The following is a 15,909-nucleotide window of genomic DNA, read 5'->3' on the forward strand; positions in this document are numbered from 1 at the left end:
CCGTGGCGGCGCCGATGGCCGTTCCTCCTGTCCGGTAATCCGATGTGACCGACGCCCAGCCCGCCTCAGGCCCGCCACGCGGGCTGCTGCACTCGCCTGCCGCCTTCCTGATGGTGCTGGCCTTCGTCAACTGGCTCGGCTTTGCAAGCTGGAGCGCGCTGCTCAACAATTTCGCCAAGGAAGCCGCCGGCTTCACCGGGCAGGATATCGGCATCCTGCAATCCGTCCGCGAGATTCCAGGCTTCCTCGCCTTCACGGCGATCATCCTGTTCTGGTTCATGCGCGAGCAGATCCTCGCCTATCTCAGCCTGCTCACGCTCGGCTTCGGGGTTGCGATCACCGGCTTCTATCCCAGTCTCGGTGGCCTCCTGATCACCACCACGATCATGTCGCTCGGCTTCCATTACTACGAGACCGCGCAGCAATCCCTGCAGCTGCAATTGCTGCCCAAGGCGGAGGCCCCAAGGCTTCTCGGCAAGATCGCAGGCGCCTCGGCCGCCGCACAGCTGCTTGCCTTCGGCTCGATCGCGCTGATCTGGCGGCTGTTCCAGCCGGGTTACACGATCATCTTTGTGGTGGCGGGCCTGCTCACCATCTGCCTGACCGGCGCCACCTGGCTGCTGTTTCCACGCTTCCAGGGTGCCGTGCCGCAGAACAAGGGCTTCGTCCTGCGCAAGCGCTACTGGCTCTATTATGCCCTGACCTTCATGTCGGGCGCGCGCCGGCAGATCTTCATGGCCTTTGGCGGCTTCCTGCTGGTCGAGCGTTTCGGCTACGATGTCGCAGCGACGGCTACGCTTCTGCTTGCGACCTACGGCATCAACACCTTCGTGGGGCCGATGCTCGGCCATCTCGTCGGGCGTGTCGGCGAACGTGCGACGATCCAGCTCGAGAACATCTCTCTGATCGCCGTCTTCGTCGGCTATGCGCTGGCAAGCCACGGGCATTTCGCCGGCTGGGGCGTCTTCGTCGCCGGGGCACTCTTCATCGTCGACGGGGTCTTCTTCACGCTCGTCCTGGCGCAAAGGACCTATTTCCAGAAGATCGCGGACCCGGCCGATATCGCCCCGACCTCTGCAGTGGCCTTCACGATCAACCACATCGCCGCAGTCTTCCTGCCCGTGACCTTCGGACTGCTCTGGATCCGCGACCCTGCGATCGTCTTCTACATCGGCGCGGCGGTCGCCACCGTCTCGCTGACGCTGGCTTTCCTGGTCCCGCGCCATCCCGTGCCCGGGCGCGAGACAATGCTGGCGTCAGTCGTGCCGGCTGCGGCCGAGTAGGACCGCCCTAGGCCCGACTGCTCAGCCCTGACGGGCCGGCGTGCGCACGACGAGACCGTCGAGTTCGTCGCGAACCCTGATCTGGCACGAGAGCCGCGAGGTCGGGCGCACGTCGAACGCAAAGTCGAGCATATCCTCTTCCATGGACTCGGCATGGCCGGTCTTCTCGGCCCAGGCATCGTCGACATAGACGTGGCAGGTCGCGCAGGCACAGGCACCGCCGCATTCGGCTTCAATGCCGGGAATCCCGTTGCGCACGGCCGTTTCCATGACCGTCGAGCCGGTCTCGGCCTCAACGGTACGGCTTTCTCCCTGGGCATCGATGAAAGTGATCTTCGGCATCATAAACTCCGGCGGGGCCAACGCCGGCACCGCTTAGAGCATTTCCAGGCATTGTGGAAAGAGCGTTGACCGCCTGACCGCCCCTCAGGCGGCGCAATCGATCGTGGAAATCGCAGCGCGTGCCTCGGCCGCGGCCAGGGCCAGGRCATCCATCGCATTGTCCCTGCGCGCCGGATCATCGCCAGCCAGTTGGCGTTCCATGGCATCGGCGGCTTCGGCAACCGACCAGGCTCCGATCGCGCTGGCCGCTCCCTTCAAGGTATGCGCCGCGTCCATCCTGGCCTTGATGTCGCTGCCGGAATGGATCGTCCGCAAATGGCTGATGCATTGCTGCGCGAAGAGCGTCAGCAGCTCGCGCTCGAGGTCGTGATCGCCGCCGGTCTGGCGGGCGAGGTGAGCAAGATCAATGGCTTTTTGGGGCATTGGAGCACTCGGAAACACGCATTTTGTACGAGCCGACTTGGCGGCTCCCATGCTCAAACAAGCGCCAACATGGTGAACGAGGCGTTAACGACGTTTGTGAATCGGGGCCTCAAATGGGTTCCAATCGCATAGAGCCTCCACTACCCTTCCAACTGGTAAATGATGGGCGCATTGTCCCTCCTGATGTCGGTCGCCAGAGGCGGCGCCCGGCAGCGCGAGGGTCGCGGCGATGTCGACCCATCGAAGTAGCGTTGCGAGGCGGCAATCATGACCCGACAGAACAAGCTCCAGGACCCGACAGAAGCGGCGATGTCCGCGATCGAGGAGGCCCTGCGGCTCGACCAGTCGAAGCCCCTCGGTGCGGAGCCCCACCCATCCGAACCGAAGCTGCCTTCGGCCACTGAAGGCGATCTCAAGCTCGACCTGCCTCGCGTCGAGCCCGCGCCCAGGCCGCCGGAACCCGCCCCCGCACCGCAGGCAGCGGCCCCACGCCCGGCGATCGCGCCCGATACCAGCCGCGTCGCCAATGACGACCGCCGCGATTCCAGTTCCCTCGTCCAGGCCTTCTCGGTCCGCCCCTCGCGCCGCCCCTCCTGGTTCGCGGGCTTTGCCTCGCTGCTCTGGCTCGCCGGCGTCGCCTTCGTGCTCGTCGGCCGCTTCGGGTCGTTCAGCGGCGGCGTGCCGGAAGGCCTCGCCGGCTTCGGCCCTGGCGAATGGGCCATGCTCGCATTGGCGATCGGCACCCCCATCGTCTTCTTCTTCGTGCTCGCAGCACTGTACCGCCGCACCCAGGAGATGCGCCTCGTCTCGCGTGCGATGACGGAGGTCGCGTTGCGCCTGGCCGAGCCGGAAGTGGTCGGCGCCGATTCCGTTCTCTCGTTGAGCCAGACCATCCGTCGAGAAGTCGCCGCCATGGGCGACGGCATCGAGCGCGCCGTCGCACGCGCCGGCGAACTGGAAACGATCGTGCGCGGCGAGATCGCCACGCTCGAGCGCGCCTATGCGGATAACGAAATCCGGCTGCGCGCGCTTATCGACGAGCTCGTCACCCAGCGGGAATCCGTTGTGGGCAATGCCGAGCGCGTGAAATTCGCGATCAGCGGCGCACATGAGTCCCTCTCCAAGGATCTGGAAAGCGCCAGCCGCAGCATTGCCGAAGCCGTCTCTCAGGCCGGCGACCGCGTCACCGGCTCGCTCGGCGAGAAGGGCGACCAGATCACGGTCGCGCTCGGCCGCGCCGGTGAGCGCATGATCGACGAGATCAGCGGCCGCAGCCACGAACTGGTCGAACGCCTGCAGATCACTTCAGGCGAGGTCAGCGAGCGGCTGTCCGGCGCCAGCGACAACCTGTCGACGATGCTCGACGGGCGCGCTCAGGAAATTGCCTCCTCGCTGGAGCGTACCGGCCAGGTTCTGACAGAGGGCCTAACCTCGGGCGCCCGCGACGTCACCAAGGCGATCAGCGAGACCGGCTCGCAGGTCGTCGAGACGCTGACGRCGCGGGTCGAGACCGTCAACGAGACCCTGAGGCAGACGGGCGAAAGCCTGGCCCAGGAGATCTCGGAGCGGGGCACCACCGTCGCCGAGCGCTTCGAGCAGAGCGGCCGCACGCTGGTCGGCCTGATCGAGGGCCAGAGCGAGACGCTGACCCAGCGTATCGCGGAGACCGGAGAGACCCTGCGCAGCTCRCTCTCGAGCGAAGGCGAAAGCGTCACCACGCGCCTCGCCGAGGTCGGCCGCGGCGTCCACAGCCTGCTCAGCCGGCAGCATGAGAGCATGGCTTCGCGCCTGCTTGAAGTCGGCAACAACGTGCACGGGCTGATCGACAGCCAGGGCGAGACGCTGGTCAGCCGCCTCACCGAGACGGCCCGCACCGTCGAGGACGTGCTGCGCGAACGCGGCGACRCCATCGTGCTGCGTTTCGACGAGGCGAGCAAATCGCTGGGGGATACGGTCGGCCGCCAGGGCGACGAACTGACGACCCGGATCACCGATGTCGGCACCAGCCTGCATGGGCTCTTCACCGAGCAGGGCGGCAGCCTCGTGACCCGCCTCTCCGAGACCGGCGAGATCGTGCATACCCTGCTCGATCAGCAGGCCGAGAAGCTCACCAGCCGCGTCTCCGGCGCCGGGAAGGATGTCGAATCCCTGCTCGACCGCCATGGCGAAACGCTGGCCGCCCGCCTCGGCCAGACCGGCGAGGACGTGCACAAGCTCCTGAACGAGCAGGGCGATGCGCTCGTCGCCCGCCTCGGCCGCAGCGGCAAGGATGTCCAGAACCTGATCGGTCAGGAAGGCGACAACCTGGTCGCGCGCCTCGGCCTTGCCGGGCAGGAAGTCCACAGCCTGATCAGCGAACAGCGCAGCTCTCTCATCACCAGCCTGTCCGAGACCGGCACCAAGGTCAGCGCCCTGCTCGAAGAGCAGACCGGCGGCATGACGGTGAAGGTCTCGCAGGCCGGCCTCGACATGCAGGATCTGCTCAGCGGCCAGAGCCAGGCGCTGGTCACGCGGGTCGCCGATGTCGGCCGCTCCGTGCACAACCTGCTCGCCGAACGCGGTGGCGCACTGATCACCCAGCTTGCCGAGACCGGAGAGAACCTCCACCTCAAGCTCGGCGAACAAGGCGATGCGCTTGCGACCCGCGTGACGGAAAGCGTCGAGAGCGCCCGCTCCGCACTTGAGCAGCAGCAGGCCGGCTTCATCGCCCGCCTCGGCGAAACCAGCCAGGAGGTCGGCGCCCTGCTCGGCGAGCAGCGCGAGACGATGATCCGCGATCTCGTCAGCACCGGCCGCGAGGTTCACACCCTGCTCGGCGAGCAGAGCGAGGATCTGGCACGGCGCATGACCGACGCCACCCGCAGCCTCACCGAGACCATCAATGTCGATGGCCGCCATGTCGCCGAAACTGTCAGCGAAGCGACACAGGGGTTGCGCGCCACCTTCACCGTGCATGCAGAAGACGCGCGCACGCTTCTTGCCGACACCGGCAGGGAAATCGTGCTGGCGCTGACCCAGCAGGGGGGACGCGTCAACGAGGCCCTGGCCGCCAATGCCGAGTCGATGCTGCGCTCGGTCGAGAACCGTGCCCAGGCGCTGAACGAGACGCTGGCAAGCCGCCACGACGCGCTGAACCAGCTCTTCGATACGCAGGGCCGCCAGATCGACGGCACCCTGGCTGCGCGCCTCGCTGCCTTCTCCGAGCTGTTCGAGACCCAGGGTCGGGGTATCGAGGCCACGCTCAACGAGCGGCTTGTCTCCCTGTCCCAGCTCTTCGACTCGCAAGGGCGCGTCATCGAGCACGGCCTCAACGACCGCCTCGCCGCACTCACGCATCTGTTCGACTCGCAGGGCCGCGGCATCGAGAGCAATCTCAGCGAGCGTCTCGTCGCCTTCACCCAGCTGTTTGAAACGCAGGGTCGTGGCATCGAGACCAGCCTCAACGAACGCCTCGCCGCCTTCACCCAGCTGTTCGACACGCAGGGCCGTGGCATCGAGACGGGCCTCAACGAGCGCCTTGCTGCCTTCACTCATCTGTTCGACACGCAGGGTCACGGCATCGCGAATGGCCTCGACGAACGCCTCGAAGCGTTCAACCAGCTGTTCGACAGCAAGGGCCACGGTATCGCCAGCGGCCTCGACGAACGCCTCGAAGCGTTCAACCACCTGTTCGACAGCAAGGGCCAAGGCATCGCCGGCGGCCTCGACGAACGCCTCGAAGCGTTCAACCAGCTGTTCGACAACAAGGGCCAAGGCATCGCCAGCGGTCTCGACCAGCGCCTCGCCGCCTTCAACCAGCTGTTCGATACCAGGGGCCACGGCATCGCGAGTGGCCTCGACCAGCGCCTCGCCGCCTTCACCCAGCTGTTCGATACCAAGGGGCACGGCATCGCCAGCGGCCTCGACGAACGCCTCGCGGCCTTTACCCAGCTGTTCGACAGCCATGGTCACGGCGTCGCGAGCAGCCTCGACGAACGCCTCACGGCCTTCACCCAGCTGTTCGACACGCATGGTCACGGCATCGCAAGCGGCCTCGACGAACGCCTCGCGGCCTTCACCCAGCTGTTCGACACACAGGGCCGCGACATCGAGAGCGGCCTTGGCGAACGCCTTGCCGCGTTCACGAGCCTGTTCGACACGCAGGGTCGCGAAGTTGAAGCCGCGCTCGGCATCCGCCTCGACGCCTTCGAAGACATCGTGGTCCGTCAGGGCGGAGCCCTTGCAACCAAGCTCAGCACAGACACGCGCGAATTCACCGAATCCGTGGCGGCGCGCCTGAACGAGGCCGAGCGGCTGCTGACCGGCGACGGCCAGGCGCTGGCCGACCGCATCGGCACCCGCGCGGCAGAGGCCGCCGATATTCTCGCCGCCCGAACCCAGGAAGCGGCGACGGCCATGGAAGAGCAGATCAAGGTGTTCGAGGAGCGTTCCGGCGCCAAGAGTGCCGAGATCGCCACCTCCCTTGACGGGCTCATTGCCCGCATCGACGGCAATCTCGGCTCGCGGGCCACCGCGCTCAACGAGGCGCTGGTCGAACGCACTGTCGACATCGCCCGCGTGCTTGCCGAGGGCGGCCGGGAGGTCACCCGAGCCCTGGCGGCAAAGGCAGACGAGATCGGGGACGTCGTCACTTCGAAGAGCGAGTCGCTCACGCGCACGCTCAGCGAGAAGGCCGATACCATCAACGCCACCCTTGGCGGGCGGGCGTTGCAGATCGCCGATACGCTCGACCAGAGCGTCGCGCGCTTCGAGGAGCGCGTGGTCAACCGTCTCGACTCCGTCTCCGGGACGCTCGACACGCGCGGCCAGCAGATCGCCGACACACTGCACAACAAGTCCGAGGAGATCTCGGTCTCGCTCGGGGCCCGCGCCGACGAACTGCGCGCCCTGTTCGACGACAAGGGCGGCGGCATGGTTGCGGCGCTCGGCCTGCGCGGCGAGGCCATCGCCAACGAGGTCGCGTCGGTCGGCGAAACCGTGGTCAGCGCCATCGAGAGCCGCGGCTCTTCGATCCTCGCCGGCCTGCGCGAACGCGGCACCGAGATCACGGCTGCGCTCGACACCTCGTCGGCGGGGCTGCGCGACACGCTTGAGGTCGGAACGCGCCAGTCGGTCGAAGCCCTGGTCAGCACCAACGAGCAGCTTCGCGGCGAGCTCGGCGGCATGCTTGGCCGCCTGGGCGAAGCCAACAAGCTGATGCAGCAGATCGTCAACGGCGCGAACAAGAACCTCGGCGCGATCGAGGCCGGCCTGTCGGAGCGCGTCAGCGACCTGCAGGCAGTGCTCGCCACCGTCATGGACGAGACCAAGGGGGCGACGGAACAGGTCGCGGCCCAGGTCGAGGAGCTCAAGGCCTTCTCGGAAGGCACCTTGCGCCAGACCGCTGCGCTTGTCGGCCAGCTCGACGGCCAGGGCACCTCGCTCTCCGAGGTTACCCAGGCAAGCACGGCTGCGCTGCACGCTGTTGCCTCGCGGCTCGAGCAGGTCGAGGCGCGTGTCGGCAAGGCTCTCGCCGATCGCAAGGACACGCTCGAGGAAGTGCATGGCCTGATCTCGGGCAAGACCGACGACATCGAAACGATCACGCGCTCCTTCGCGGCCTTGATCGACGAGTCGCTGAGCAGCGCCGAAGCACGCGCACGCCAGATCGGCGGCGTGCTGACAGAGTCGGCCGAAGCCACGACCGGCGCGATCATGCAGCAGTTCGAGATGATCCGTGCCACCACGGGCAAGGAGCGCGAGCGCACTGCGCACGCTCTGCGCTCGGCCTATGAGCAGGTCAGCGGAGAACTCGGCAACGAGCTGTCCAAGGTCACGGAACGCTTCCAGGGCGCCGCCGAGGACATGCGCAAGATCTCCACCGAGATCCAGCGCGAGCTCGAGGCGACACGCTCCGAACTGAAGCGCGGCGTCCTCGACCTGCCGAAGGAGACGCAGGAATCGACGGCAGAGATGCGCCGTGTGGTTGCCGAGCAGATCAAGGCGCTCAACGAGCTGACCGAAATCGCGACGCGCGCCGGGCGCAATGCCGGCCCTGCCGAAGCCCCGGCTCGCCGTCCGGCTGCGGTCATGCCGGCAGCCCCGGCCTATTCCGCCTCCGTCACGCAGGCACGCGTGACGACCCTGGCCGAACCGCTGCGGCCCTCGATCGATGCGACAGCCGAGCCTGCCAAGCCGGAACCGCGCGCCGATGCGAAGGCAGCCCCGGCTCGCCCGACGCCCGCACCGGACGCTTCGCGCCGTCAGGCCACACCGGAACAGCCCCCGGCCAAGTCCGGCTGGCTGTCCGATCTGCTGAACCGCGCCTCGCGTGAGGACCGGCAGGCGGAGCCGAGCAAGCCGACTGCGCACTCGATCGAGAAGCTCGATTCGCTCTCGGTCGATATCGCCCGGATGATCGACCACGATGCGGCCGTCGAGCTCTGGGACCGCTACAAGCGCGGCGAGCGCAACGTCTTCACGCGCCGGCTCTATACCCTGCAGGGTCAGCAGACCTTCGACGAGATCCGGCGGAAGTACCGCCGCGATGCGGAGTTCAAGGAGACGGTCGACCGCTACATCGACGAGTTCGAGCGCCTGCTCGGCGAGGCGGCCAAGGACGACCGTGACTCGATGGTGGCGAAGACCTACCTCACCTCCGAGACCGGCAAGGTCTACACCATGCTGGCCCATGCGAGCGGGCGCTTCGAGTAAGCGCCCCTCCACCACCCCGAAATGCAAAACGGCCGCCCAATCGGGCGGCCGTTTTCATTGAAGCCTTGCGAACTCGATGTCGCTTTCGCCCAGAGCACATTGCGAAAACGTGGCGACGGTTTTTCGCATTGAGCATGCTCTCAACAATGAGAGTAGATCACGCTGTGTTTGGACGATTCCGTCCAAACACAGCGTGATCTAAGCAGCCCAGCGGACGATATCGATCAGAACCTTCGACAGCGCCTGGTCGAGCGCGCGGGCGGCGGCGGCACCGTCGACGGCACCGACGGGCACCCTGGCCGAGAACAGTTTGGCGCGCTGGATGTGCCCGGTCCGGTCCCCGACCAGCTTCGCGGTGATCTCGACCACGGCGGAGTTCGTCGCAGCATCGATATTGAAACTGCGGATATCCGTGTTGAGCTGGAAATCGGGAACGATCCGTTCGCCCGGCAGCGAAACCGACGCGATGCGGCTGCCGTTCTCGAAAGTCTGGAGCAACCGTATCTGCACGAGCTTCGGAACCCGGTCGGCCCATTGCGTGCCGCCGAGGAAYGACAGCGCGCCGGCAGAGTCCCGGACAATCATGCGATCGGAATCGAGGGTCTGGACCGTCGTCGGCTCGTTGATGACGAGGGCTGCGCGCGCTCCTCCGACCCGGCCGAAATCGCGCGGCGCAGACAGATCGTAGGTGGTGGGCGTCGCGCCGCCGCTGCAGCCGCTCAGCGTGAGCGAGACGGCCAGGACGAGAGCGGCGATCGGCGTGAAGCCAGGTTCTGGCGCAAGGCGGGACGACATCGGCATCTGACTAGCGCGATCCGCTATACTGGGGAAGCGGCGGACGGCCGCCAAAGATGAACTGTTGCGGATTGCGCTCGATATTGCGCAGCGCCCGGTTGAAATCCGTCAGCGTCCGACGGCCTTCGGCGGCGAGGTTCTCGATGTCGCGCAAGCCCGGCCCGGTAAAGCGGTTGATCCCGGTCGTGATCTCCGCAGTGCGCTTGTCGAGGTTCTCGGCAAGGGTGCGGATCGAGCGCGCAGCATTGCCGACCTCGGCCAGCGCCCCCTGCCCGTCCCCGGAATTCAGGAACCCCTGCGCGGCCTTGAGCACGCCCTCGACCTGATCAGCCGCCTTGTTGAGCTTCTCGCTAATGGAGGCGACATCCTTCACCACCTTGCCGACATCCTCGCTGTTGTCGCCCAGTGCGGCGGTGAACTTGTCGACATTGGCGACGATGTTGGCGACCTTGCGCTGGTCGACGGACTTCACAACCTCGGTAAGTTCATCGCTCAGGCTGCCGAGTTTCTGCGAAAGCGGGGCKATCGTATCGGCGATCTGGCCGAAGCTGCTCATCAGCTTGTCGATGCCGTCGGAATTGTTGCCGAGCGCAGCCGAGAATTTCTCCACATTCCTGACCGTGTTGCCGATCGAGCCAGCATTGTCCTTGACGAGCCCCTCGATGCCGCCGAGCACCTCGTCGGCCCGCTTGGCGATCGTGCGCACCGTTTCGAGGATGTCCTGGAACTCGGACCGTTCGGCAATGATCGTCGGCAGGCTCTGGCCAGGCAGTGGCTTCAGCACGGGGGAATCCGGGTCGCCACCCAGCAACTGCACGGCGACGACGCCCGCAAGCCCCYGAGCCTCGATCCGGGCTCGGGTGTCGACCCTGAGCGGCGTGGTGTTGTCGACCTGAACGACGGCGTAAATCCGGCGAGGATCGTCCGGCAGCAGCTCGATGCGGGTGACCTCGCCAACACGCAGGCCATTGAAAAGCACGCTGGAACCGCGCCCCAGTCCGGTGACGGTGCCGCTGAAGACGATCCGGACATCCTGTCGGCGGCCCGCCAGGCCACTGTTGAACCAGTAGACGAAGCCGAACATCGCCGCGAGGACCGCGAGCGTGAAGAGACCGACCAGTGCGTAGTTCGCGCGCGATTCCATTAGCGCAACGTTAGAGCAGGATTCTGCAAGGGGCGAAGCAGCTTTCGGGCAACATTCTCCTCCAACGCGTCAATCGAGGCCGGGTTTCGCGGCCCTGGTCGCTTATCGAACTCGCTTCACGACCTTCTCTGGTCAGCAGGGAGGCGAGCCTGGGCCCGTTCGCCACCAAAATACGCCTTCAGCCAGGGGTGATCGGAGGCCAGCATCGTCGCAATCGGCCCGACCGCGATGACGCGTTTGTCCGCCAGCGCAGCGATCCGGTCGCAGGCCGAATACAGGCTGTCGAGATCATGCGTCACCATGAAGACGGTGAGGCCGAGCGTTTCCTTCAGCGTCATGATCAGTTGGTCGAATTCGGCAGCGCCGATCGGATCGAGGCCCGAGGTCGGCTCGTCAAGGAAGACGATCTCGGGATCGAGCGCCAGCGCCCGCGCGAGCGCCGCGCGCTTGATCATGCCGCCCGAAAGCTCGGAAGGCGCCTTGTCCGCCGCATCGGGCCTGAGACCGACCATCTCGAGCTTGAGCATCGCCATCTCGTCGAGCAGCGTGGGCGACAGCTTCAGGTATTCCCGCATCGGCACCTGGATGTTCTGCTTGACGCTGAGAGCCGAGAAGAGAGCGCCGTGCTGGAACATGACGCCAAAGCGCTGTTCAAGGGCGCGTCGCGCAGGCCCTTCGAGATCGTCGACATTCTCACCGAAGACCTCGATCGTGCCGCGCTGCTTGCGCACGAGCCCGAGGATCGTGCGGGTGAGGACGGATTTTCCCGTGCCGGACCCACCGACGAAACCGAGGATCTCGCCGCGCATGACGTCGAGATCGAGGCCGTCCATGATCACCTTGTCCCCGAAGGCGACCTTGAGATTGCGCACCTTGATGACAGGCTCCGGCGCGTCCTGGTTGCTCCCGGACGGTTCGGCCGCGTCATGCGACGGCGGATATCCCGCCGACTGGCCCCAGTTTGCGCTCATGCCCGGCCCACCGCCCTCAAAACTGGATGGATGCAAAGAACATGGCGAAAAGCCCGTCCACCAGGATGACCATGAAGATCGCCTTCACCACCGAGGCCGTGACCTGACGGCCGAGCGACTCGGCCGAGCCCTGGACGGCGAGACCTTCGATCGAGGCGATCAGACCGATGACGAAGGCCATGAAAGGAGCCTTGATCAGCCCGACGGCGAAATGCTTCCAGGTGATCACCGACTGGAGGCGCGCCAGGAAGGTATCGATGCCGATGCCGCCATAGAGCCAGCTCACCAGCGCCGCACCCGCCAGGCCGGCCATGGAAGAGATGAAGGTGAGGATCGGCAGCGAGATGATCAACGCCAGGATGCGGGGAACGACGAGGACCTCGATCGGGTCGAGCCCCATCACCCGCAAGGCGTCGATTTCCTCGCGCATCTTCATCGAGCCGATCTCGGCGGTGAAGGCCGAGCCTGAACGGCCGGCAATCATGATCGAGGTGAGCAGTACCCCGAGCTCGCGCAGAATCAGGATGCCCGTCAAATTGACGACGAAGGCCGAAGCGCCGAACTGCTGCAGCTGGAATATGCCCTGCTGGGCGACGATGCAGCCGACCAGAAACGAGATCAGCATGATGATCGGCGCGCCATTGAAGGCGATCAGCTCGATCTGATTGACGAGCGGCGGTCCCCTGAACTTGCGCGGACCGAACATGACGCTGACGGAGCCGACCACCACCTCGCCGAGGAACATCGCTCCGCCGACCATGTCGCGCCCGAAGCGGACCATGGCCTCGCCGATATTCACCAGCACGCTGACAATGCCGAAATGATGGACCGTCGGCGGGACGGAGCAGTCGTGGATATTGACCTCGGCCAGCAGCACCGCGTGCTCCGGCCTCCGGCTGACGAGTTCGACCGAGCCCCCGGCGGCCTCGCGCTGGTTCTTCAGCCGGTTGAGAACATAGGCGCCGAGCGTATCGAGCCGGATGATCGCGGAGAGATCGAGGGTCGCGCGCGACACCGAGGCGATGCGTTCGCCCATTTCAGCGATCAATTCCTCAATGCGCGGCGCGCGCTCGGCGCTCCAGGAGCCGGTCAGCTCGATGGCGAGGCTACCTGCATCGTCGTGAAAGACGGCCTGGGGTTCGGCGGTGTCGAGGCTCGCCATGGTCTCCCTGATGTCCCTCGATCGGCCTCATCGGACCTCCGTCCGCGCATGGCACCCTAATGCCAGGTCAGGCCCTATCCCCGAAACCTGTATCGCCGTGCCGGGCACGCTTGGCAAGCGTCGTCGCGCTGCATCGCTGTCGCCGCGAACGCTCCCACCGCGTGATCGGCGCGCTCCGGTTTTTTTGTGCATCGAGGCGCCTTTCGATGCCGCATGGCAGCACTTCCTTAATCAATTCTGTCGCACGGTTTTCGCTGGATCATCACGACTGCCCGGCCCGAATCGGTCAGTCTCCCCGAGAGCAGGTTCGTCATGGGCGACGCGCGTTCGCTGACACCGCTGAGCGAGACCGACTACGAGGCTATCGCCGCGGCAGTGATGGAGACCGCGCGCGGGCGCTGGTTCATGGCCGAGCACGCCAAGCGAAACCGGCAGGCCGACACCGCTCAGGTGCTGGCTGCCATCGACAGGCTGCAGCATGCCATGGGCGTCTCTGCTGCTCCGGCGTCGAGCGGACCAGATGTGAGCGAGGCCATCGCGCTGATCATGGATCTGCGCAGCGATCTGGAACGGATCAGCGGCAAGGCCGGCGAGCCGTCGTCGCGTCTCGCTGCACGTATCGAGACCGCGGCCGGCAGCATCGTCGGCGCGACCGAGAGCATCCAGGAAGCTGCCTGGGGCCTGCGCGAGAGTGGCGCGGCGGAAGTGATGTGCGACCTGCTCGATCGGCGGGCGACGGAGATCTATGCGGCAAGCGCCGTTGTCGAGGGCACCRCGCAGCAGATCGGCAAGATCGCCGACACGATTGCCATGCTCGACAGCAGCCTGCGGGCCATCGCCGGCAGCATGCATGTCGCCCCCGACACAAGCCGGATCACGCCGCCCCCGATGCCTGCCAAGGCGCTTGATCTGCGCGAGGCCGTTCCACTCTCGACCTATGACGACATCGAGATCGTCGAGATCGACGACAAGCCGCGCTCCACCCTGCACGAGACCCCGCGCATCCGAACGAGAGCCTCCAATCATCGGCGGCTCAGCACGATTCAGATGATAGAGGAAGACCTCGTCTTCGCGGAAGCCCCCGAGGCTGCGGTCACAGTGGCTGCGCCGAAGCCGAGAGCCGCGGCGACGACGTCGGAGGTCGAGCTGCGCAAGATCGAAGCGCTCCCGGTCGACGAGAAGCTCGCCTTCTTCGCCTGATCAGCCGGGTTTCGCGACAAAACTATCCATCTTGCCGGGGTTCAGCAGCCCGTAGGGATCGACCTCGTGCTTGAAGCCGAGCTGGTCGGCATCGGCGCGCTTGTGGCGGCTGCCGCCTTCGAGCGAGACGACATGCGGGTTCGCGATCATCACGCCCGCCTCCTCATGCAGCGCGATGATCTCGTTCAGCCGCTCCGGGGTCGTGTAGCGCAGAATCGGCAAGGCGCTCGCGGTCACGCGTCCACCGAAGCGGATGAACTCGTGATGAGGCAGCACCTCGTCCGGGAAGCGTGCGATCATCTCGCGGGCGCTMGCGACCAGCCGGTCATGCGGGAACAGGCACTGCAGATAGGTGATCGAGCGATCGCTCTTCAGCCATTGCAGCGTCGTGTGGTTCCAGGTGTACTCATAGAGCGGCACCGTGCCCGGCCCCTCCTCCGAGGGCGCCTCATAGGTCACCGTTCCGCGCGCACCGATGATCGCCTTGAAGGGGCCGAGCGAGGCCTCCGCGATCATGCAGATCAGGATGCTCTTGCCTGGCGGGCAATGCTGCTTCAACGCGCCGAAATAGGACGGGATCGGCGATGAGATCGGCGTCACCAGCTTCTTGACCACGCCGTCTGCCAGGGCGACTTCATAGCCGGCCTGGAACGCCTCCATGTAATCGTCGAAGGCGACGATGACGTCGATCCACGGCCAGGCCGGGGCCAGCGGCATTTCGAGCGCGGTGATGATGCCGGTCGTGCCGTAGGCGCGGTTGACCTTCTGGGCTGCATCGTCGCGCAGCTCGAGAATGCGCGGCTGCTCCTCCACCGTGACGACGCGGGCCGCCAGGATATTGCCCGGTTCGCGCAGGCCGCCATAGGTCACGGACCCAACGCCGCCCGAGCCGCCCGCGACGAAGCCGCCKACAGTCGCCGATCGTTTGGTCGAGGGATGCATGCGCAATTCGTAGCCGGATGGCCGGGTCGCCATGTCGATATCGAGCAACCTGGCGCCGGCCTGGACGCGGATCGCGCCGGGCTTCTGCCACTCGATCGCGGTCAGTGCGGTGATATCAAGCAGGACGCCGCCTTCAAGCGGCACGGCTTGACCGTAATTGCCGGTTCCCGCGGCACGCACCGTCAGCGGGATGCGTCGCCTGGCACAGGCCGCCGCAACGCCCACCACATCGGCCTCGTCGCGCGGACAGACGATGATATCGGCCGACTTGTTCGCCAGTTCGGCATTGAGGATCGGCGAGTACCAGAAGAAGTCGCGCGAGCGCTTGCGCACGACCTGCGGCTCATCGATCAGCGGGATGTCGGCGATATCGGTCTTGAAGCCCGCGATATCGTAGCGCGAGGGCTGAACCGCCCTCGGTTTGCGGTCCGGGACGGCGTTCATGATCAATTCTCCCGCTTCAGCGCGCTTTCATGCCAGCGCCGCAACAGCAGATGCGAGATCCAGCTCGTCACCAGGAAGATCGCGATGCCCGAGAGCGAGATCATGATCAGGGCGGCGAAGACCCGCGGAATCTTGAGCTGATAACCGGCTTCGAGGATGCGGTAGGCGAGGCCCGACTCGCTCCCTCCCGTTCCGGCAACGAACTCCGCCACCACCGCGCCGATCAGGGCAAGACCGCCGGAGATCTTCAGGCCCGCCAGGAAGTAAGGCAGCGCGGCCGGCAGCTTGAGATAGCGCATCGTCTGCCAGCGCGTCGCGCCATAGAGCTGGAAGAAATTGATCAGGTTGTGGTCGGCCGAGTTCAGCCCGAGGATCGTGTTCGACAGGATCGGGAAGAAGGCGACGATCCAGGCGCAGATCAGCAGCGACAGGTTGATGTCGCCGGCCCAGATGATGATCAGCGGCGCGATCGCGACGATCGGCGTGACCTGGAGGACCACCGCATAAGGC

11 protein-coding genes are annotated in these 15,909 nt (G+C 65.9%); 3 read left to right on the forward strand and 8 right to left on the reverse strand.

Annotated features, from left to right (window positions below):
• Nucleotides 1–44: 44 nt before the first annotated feature.
• Complete coding sequence (locus AC1DRP_RS11005; RefSeq protein WP_441506649.1) at nucleotides 45–1,283, forward strand: MFS transporter; 1,239 nt, start codon at nucleotides 45–47, stop codon at nucleotides 1,281–1,283.
• A 21-nt stretch (nucleotides 1,284–1,304) separates the two neighbouring features.
• Here the strand turns inward: AC1DRP_RS11005 and AC1DRP_RS11010 are convergent, their stop codons facing one another.
• Complete coding sequence (locus AC1DRP_RS11010; RefSeq protein WP_069882120.1) at nucleotides 1,305–1,625, reverse strand: 2Fe-2S iron-sulfur cluster-binding protein; 321 nt, start codon at nucleotides 1,623–1,625, stop codon at nucleotides 1,305–1,307.
• 84 nt (nucleotides 1,626–1,709) lie between these two features.
• Nucleotides 1,710–2,048, reverse strand: coding sequence for an Hpt domain-containing protein (locus tag AC1DRP_RS11015; protein WP_476768489.1), 339 nt, complete (start codon nucleotides 2,046–2,048; stop codon nucleotides 1,710–1,712).
• Nucleotides 2,049–2,315: 267 nt separating this feature from the next.
• Here AC1DRP_RS11015 and AC1DRP_RS11020 point away from each other — a divergent pair, with 267 nt between their 5' ends.
• Nucleotides 2,316–8,741: an apolipoprotein A-IV repeat region-like domain-containing protein gene (locus AC1DRP_RS11020; RefSeq protein ID WP_476768490.1), complete on the forward strand. Its 6,426-nt coding sequence runs from the start codon at nucleotides 2,316–2,318 to the stop codon at nucleotides 8,739–8,741.
• Between the two features lie 198 nt (nucleotides 8,742–8,939).
• Here the strand turns inward: AC1DRP_RS11020 and AC1DRP_RS11025 are convergent, their stop codons facing one another.
• From AC1DRP_RS11025 to AC1DRP_RS11040, 4 genes are all read right to left on the reverse strand, one after another.
• Nucleotides 8,940–9,536: an ABC-type transport auxiliary lipoprotein family protein gene (locus AC1DRP_RS11025; protein WP_476768491.1), complete on the reverse strand. Its 597-nt coding sequence runs from the start codon at nucleotides 9,534–9,536 to the stop codon at nucleotides 8,940–8,942.
• A gap of 10 nt (nucleotides 9,537–9,546) precedes the next feature.
• The gene (locus tag AC1DRP_RS11030) at nucleotides 9,547–10,680 is read right to left on the reverse strand and encodes an MlaD family protein (protein WP_476768492.1); all 1,134 of its coding nucleotides are present in this window, start codon (nucleotides 10,678–10,680) and stop codon (nucleotides 9,547–9,549) included.
• A 116-nt stretch (nucleotides 10,681–10,796) separates the two neighbouring features.
• Nucleotides 10,797–11,651: an ABC transporter ATP-binding protein gene (locus AC1DRP_RS11035; RefSeq protein ID WP_441506653.1), complete on the reverse strand. Its 855-nt coding sequence runs from the start codon at nucleotides 11,649–11,651 to the stop codon at nucleotides 10,797–10,799.
• A gap of 16 nt (nucleotides 11,652–11,667) precedes the next feature.
• Entirely contained in the window at nucleotides 11,668–12,813 is a 1,146-nt protein-coding gene (locus AC1DRP_RS11040; protein WP_441489090.1) for an MlaE family lipid ABC transporter permease subunit, read from the reverse strand.
• A gap of 312 nt (nucleotides 12,814–13,125) precedes the next feature.
• Here AC1DRP_RS11040 and AC1DRP_RS11045 point away from each other — a divergent pair, with 312 nt between their 5' ends.
• Nucleotides 13,126–14,013: a hypothetical protein gene (locus AC1DRP_RS11045; RefSeq protein WP_476768493.1), complete on the forward strand. Its 888-nt coding sequence runs from the start codon at nucleotides 13,126–13,128 to the stop codon at nucleotides 14,011–14,013.
• On the opposite strand, the gene AC1DRP_RS11050 is transcribed toward AC1DRP_RS11045, so the two are convergent.
• Nucleotides 14,014–15,399, reverse strand: coding sequence for an FAD-binding oxidoreductase (locus AC1DRP_RS11050; protein WP_441506655.1), 1,386 nt, complete (start codon nucleotides 15,397–15,399; stop codon nucleotides 14,014–14,016).
• A 2-nt stretch (nucleotides 15,400–15,401) separates the two neighbouring features.
• Nucleotides 15,402–15,909 (reverse strand): ABC transporter permease (locus tag AC1DRP_RS11055; protein WP_476768494.1); only part of this gene is annotated, 508 nt, incomplete at its 5' end.

The organism is Allobosea sp. 01N443 (assembly GCF_056399325.1).